A 4,327-nucleotide genomic window follows, 5' to 3' on the forward strand; every position below is an offset into this window, starting at 1 on the left:
ATCCCTCAACAGTATCCTCATTTCCTCTGTTCTTATATTTCTTAAATGCCTCTGCCATGAATTTCAGTGGAGAACGGATGATAACACGTAAAATATTCTCACCATTTTCCAGCAGTTCACCTACCGGAAACTCCCAGATTCTGTGCATATTGTCAACTTTTCCCAGACTGCAGCCATTCAGATAAATATCTGCGATCGTATCAATTCCGTCAAATCTCAGAATTATCTCCTGGCATTCTTTAAACTGCTCTTTTTCATAGGTAAATACAGTTCTGTATTCGTAATCCTCCTCCATCAGTGCTTTTGCCTGATATTCATTATCTCCGAAGAACGGATCCGACATCTTTCCCGCTTTAAGAAGTGCCGCATAAATATCCCCTGGAACCTGTGCTGGGATCCAGTCCAGCTGCCTGATATTACACAACTGCCAGTTTTCATGAAGCTGTAATTTTATCATTTGTTTTATCCCCCTTGTTTTAGATTTCTATACTTTCAGAACATTCGATTACAATATTTATCAACGCTCCTCCATAATGCACTGCCTGAAATAATGCCGCAATCATCGGAAGTACAATGTAAGAGCTCATTGCAAAGGAAATTGCTGATCCAATTTCATAACTGAACACACGATATCTGTCAGATTTCAGCCTGTCAGTCCTGATTTTACAATTAAAATGGACAAATAAATCACCTAATCTGATCAAAATAAATCAAATATAATATACCATTCATGCATGCTATAATCAACTATACAAAAAAATCCTCCAGATAAAATGCAAAATTGTTGTCACTATATGCGGAACAAACAGTAAAAATTGTTCTGCTTGACATTCTCTGAAATTCTGTACACAATGGTAAAAGTAAAAACTATGATCGGAGTATACAGAAATGAAAGAAAAGTTATATACCATTCCGCTTAATGATGCGGTAAATGCCAATGATGAGTGTCCTTTCTGTTTTATTGAACGGGAGCTGGAGCAGAATTCGCTGGATTTTGTGCTGGGGAATAGTTCTTCTTATATGGAAAGTGATATCCGGGATCAGACGGATAAGACGGGATTTTGCAGGGTGCATATGAAGAAGATGTTTGATTATGGCAATACTCTTGGAAATGCATTGATTCTTCAGACACATTATCATAAGCTTCGGGAAGAAATGAAAAAGCAGTTTGATTCTTTTACACCGAGGAAGTCCTCGATTCTCGGGCGTTTCCGCCGTTCAGATTCCGGTGCTGATAGGAATCCGATTGCTGCATGGACTGCTTCTAAGGATTGTAGCTGTTTTATCTGCCAGAATATTAAGGATACGTTTAATCGATATGTGGAAACTTTTTTCTGGCTGTATCGGCGGGATAATGAATTTAAGAATAAAATTCTGAACGGTAAAGGATTCTGTCTGCATCACTTCGGGATTCTGTGTGATGAAATGGATAAATATCTGAATGATAAAGAAAAGGCTGAGTTTTATCCTGCCATGTTTAAGCTGATGGATGAGAACTTCCAGCGTATGGAAGAGGATCTGGTATGGCTGTCGGATAAGTTTGATTACAGAAATAAGAATGCAGACTGGAAAAACTCCAAAGATGCGTTGCAGCGTGGAATGCAAAAACTTCGCAGCGGGTATCCAGCAGATCCGGTATATATGTTAAAATAGACCAAAATAGCAATTAAATTAAAAGAGGTTCTGACCGATGTCTAAAAAGAAATTTAATTTTCATACAATCTACATATCTGAGCGTCTGCAGGAATGTCTGATGCCGGTTTCTCATTCTGTCCTTACTGTGGTGGCTGCCCCTATGGGATATGGAAAAACAACTGCTGTCAACTGGTATCTCAACAAGCAGAGCAAATCTGAAAAAACTTTTATAATCCGTATCAGTATTTATTCTGATAATGTGTCAGTTTTCTGGCAGAGTGTTCAGAAAGCTTTTTCCTTCGCCGGACTTGATTTTCTGAACAACTATATCTGTCCTTCCGATACTGCCGGTGCCAGTCTTCTGGCTGATGAATTTTGTTATTCCCTGGGTGGTTCCGGAAACTACTACATTTTCATTGACGATTTTCATCTACTGAAAGAAAACCGTGTTACAGATTTTATCTGTACTCTTACAAACAGACTTCCTGAGAACGTGCACCTGATCATAGTAGGAAGAAACAACTTTCTGACAGGAAAAGAGATCCTGCGTCTCGGAAAAAAGCTGCACCGCATCAACACCCATGATCTGTGTCTGAACCGCCAAGAACTCTCTGTCTATACTCACCGCTGCGGTGCAAGTCTGAATGAATCCCAGCTGAATGAACTCTTTCATTCCAGTGAGGGCTGGTTCTCAGCCGTCTATCTGAATCTCTGCACTTTTTCAGAGAACAGGCAGCTTGCAGACCATCATTCAGATATTTACGAAATGTTCTCTGCTGCTATGATCGCACCGCTTTCCAAGAAACAGCAGGAATTCCTGGCTGTTATGGGACTTGCAGATGAATTCTCCATGGAAATGGCAGCTTTTGTCACAAAGGATCCTGAAACGGAACAGATTCTTGCATCCATGACCAGCCAGAATGCTTTCATAAGCCGACTTCCCGACGGTAACAATTTTCGTTTTCATCATATGATGAAAGAATGCGCACAGCGTACTTTTTCCAAACTTTCTGCGGAAAAGCAGACCACTTACCGAAATCGTTATGGACAATGGTATGAAACTCACGGTCAGTTTCTCCAGGCCCTCTCAGCTTATGAAAAAGCTCTTAATTATGATGCCGCACTTGCAGCGATCCAGAAAGATGCCGGAATACACCTTGCCTTCCTTTCACCTGAAAGAGTTCTCTCATTTCTTGATTCCTGCCCAAAAGAAATCCAGAAAGACAGGCCTCTGGCACTTCTTGTCTTAATGCGCCGCATGTTTACCTGGCATCAGATTCCAAAAATGCTGGAACTAAAGCAGCTTCTGGCCGATGCCATAGCTGAACATACAGATTTTTCTGAAGAAGAAAAAAATAATCTCTCCGGAGAATGCGATCTTATCATGAGCTTTCTGATGTACAATGACATCACTAAAATGAGTACTCTTCATCGCTGTGCAGGCGAAAAAATGTCCAGACCTGCGATCAGCATCCGCAATGAAGGAAGCTGGACTTTTGGTTCTCCTTCTGTACTGATGATGTTTCACCGCGAGTCCGGAACACTGGACGCAGAACTCACGGCTATGAATGATTGTATGCCCCACTACTACCGAATCACACAGGGACACGGGCAAGGTGCAGAGTTACTTATGAATGCAGAAGCAGCATTTTTACAGGGAAATTTCTCCGATGCTCATATCCTTCTTGAACAGGCGTATTCCATAATCGCGTCAAACGGTCAGCAGAATATTTCTCTCTGCTGCGATTTTCTGGCAGCAAGACTCTCCCTTTTTCAGGAGATTGACCTGCCTGTCGGAAATCCTGAAACGAAACGTCAAGAACTTCTGTCTCTCCACAATATGATGTGGCTGAATATCTTTGACAGCACCTATGCTTATTACTATGCACTGACTGAAATGCCCGAGAAGATTCCTGCATTATTCAGAGATCATATGCTCTCCACTGTCAACTTCCTTGCTCCATGCAGACCTATGATGGAAATGATTGAAAATCAGGTCTTTCTTTCACAGCAAATGTACGCAAAAGTCATTGGCAGAAGTGAGAAACTTCTAGCAATATGTGAGGAAATGCATTACGCACTTGTGTCTCTCCACATTCAGATTCAGACCGCTGCTGCTTACGAAATGCTCGCTAAACATCATGATGCACGTTTACTCTTGCAGAAGGCACTAAAAAACTCTCTGCCTGATGGCTTTCTGATTCCTTTTGCAGAAAATTACAGATATCTGAAAAGCATACTGAACAATATGAATGCCATATCATCGGATCCGTTCATAAGCCGGATCATTTCCCTTGGCTCAGCTTATGAACAGTACTGCATCTGCATGTCGAACCGCAATTCACAGCCTGAAATCTTTAAAGTTCTGAGTAGCAGAGAAACAGAAATCGCCTGCCTAATCGTCGACCGTCTGAGCAACCGTGAAATTGCTGAGAAACTTTTTCTCTCTGAAGGCACCATTAAACAGTATATCAACCAGATTTATTCCAAACTGATGATCAATGGCGATACACGTACCAAAAGGAAGCAGCTGATAGAACTGATTTCTTCCATCAAGCAGTAACATAAATTCTAACTAATGGTTAATAGACCTCTCCTTGTTTCGACCGTATACTGATATAAATATAATATCCGGAGCAGAAATTGTTTTTTCCGGATTAGAGCATGTTTGAAAAAGGTTTTCTGCAAGATG

3 protein-coding genes are annotated in these 4,327 nt (G+C 41.0%); 2 read left to right on the forward strand and 1 reads right to left on the reverse strand.

Features of this window, described 5'->3' with window-relative positions; genetic code table 11:
* A partial coding sequence (locus ACTNES_RS19605; RefSeq protein WP_441040459.1) for a glycosyl hydrolase 2 galactose-binding domain-containing protein occupies positions 1-457 on the reverse strand: 457 nt, incomplete at its 3' end.
* Between the two features lie 431 nt (positions 458-888).
* Here ACTNES_RS19605 and ACTNES_RS19610 point away from each other — a divergent pair.
* Together ACTNES_RS19610 and ACTNES_RS19615 are read left to right on the forward strand one after the other, a co-directional pair.
* Positions 889-1,653: a DUF6062 family protein gene (locus ACTNES_RS19610; RefSeq protein WP_291817465.1), complete on the forward strand. Its 765-nt coding sequence runs from the start codon at positions 889-891 to the stop codon at positions 1,651-1,653.
* Between the two features lie 37 nt (positions 1,654-1,690).
* On the forward strand, positions 1,691-4,198 hold the full coding sequence (locus tag ACTNES_RS19615) for a LuxR C-terminal-related transcriptional regulator (RefSeq protein WP_291817463.1): 2,508 nt from the start codon (positions 1,691-1,693) through the stop codon (positions 4,196-4,198).
* Positions 4,199-4,327 lie beyond the last annotated feature (129 nt).

Origin of the sequence: Blautia sp. HCP3S3_D9, assembly GCF_052063845.1 — a bacterium.
In the GTDB taxonomy this organism is placed as follows: Bacteria; Bacillota; Clostridia; order Lachnospirales; family Lachnospiraceae; genus Blautia_A.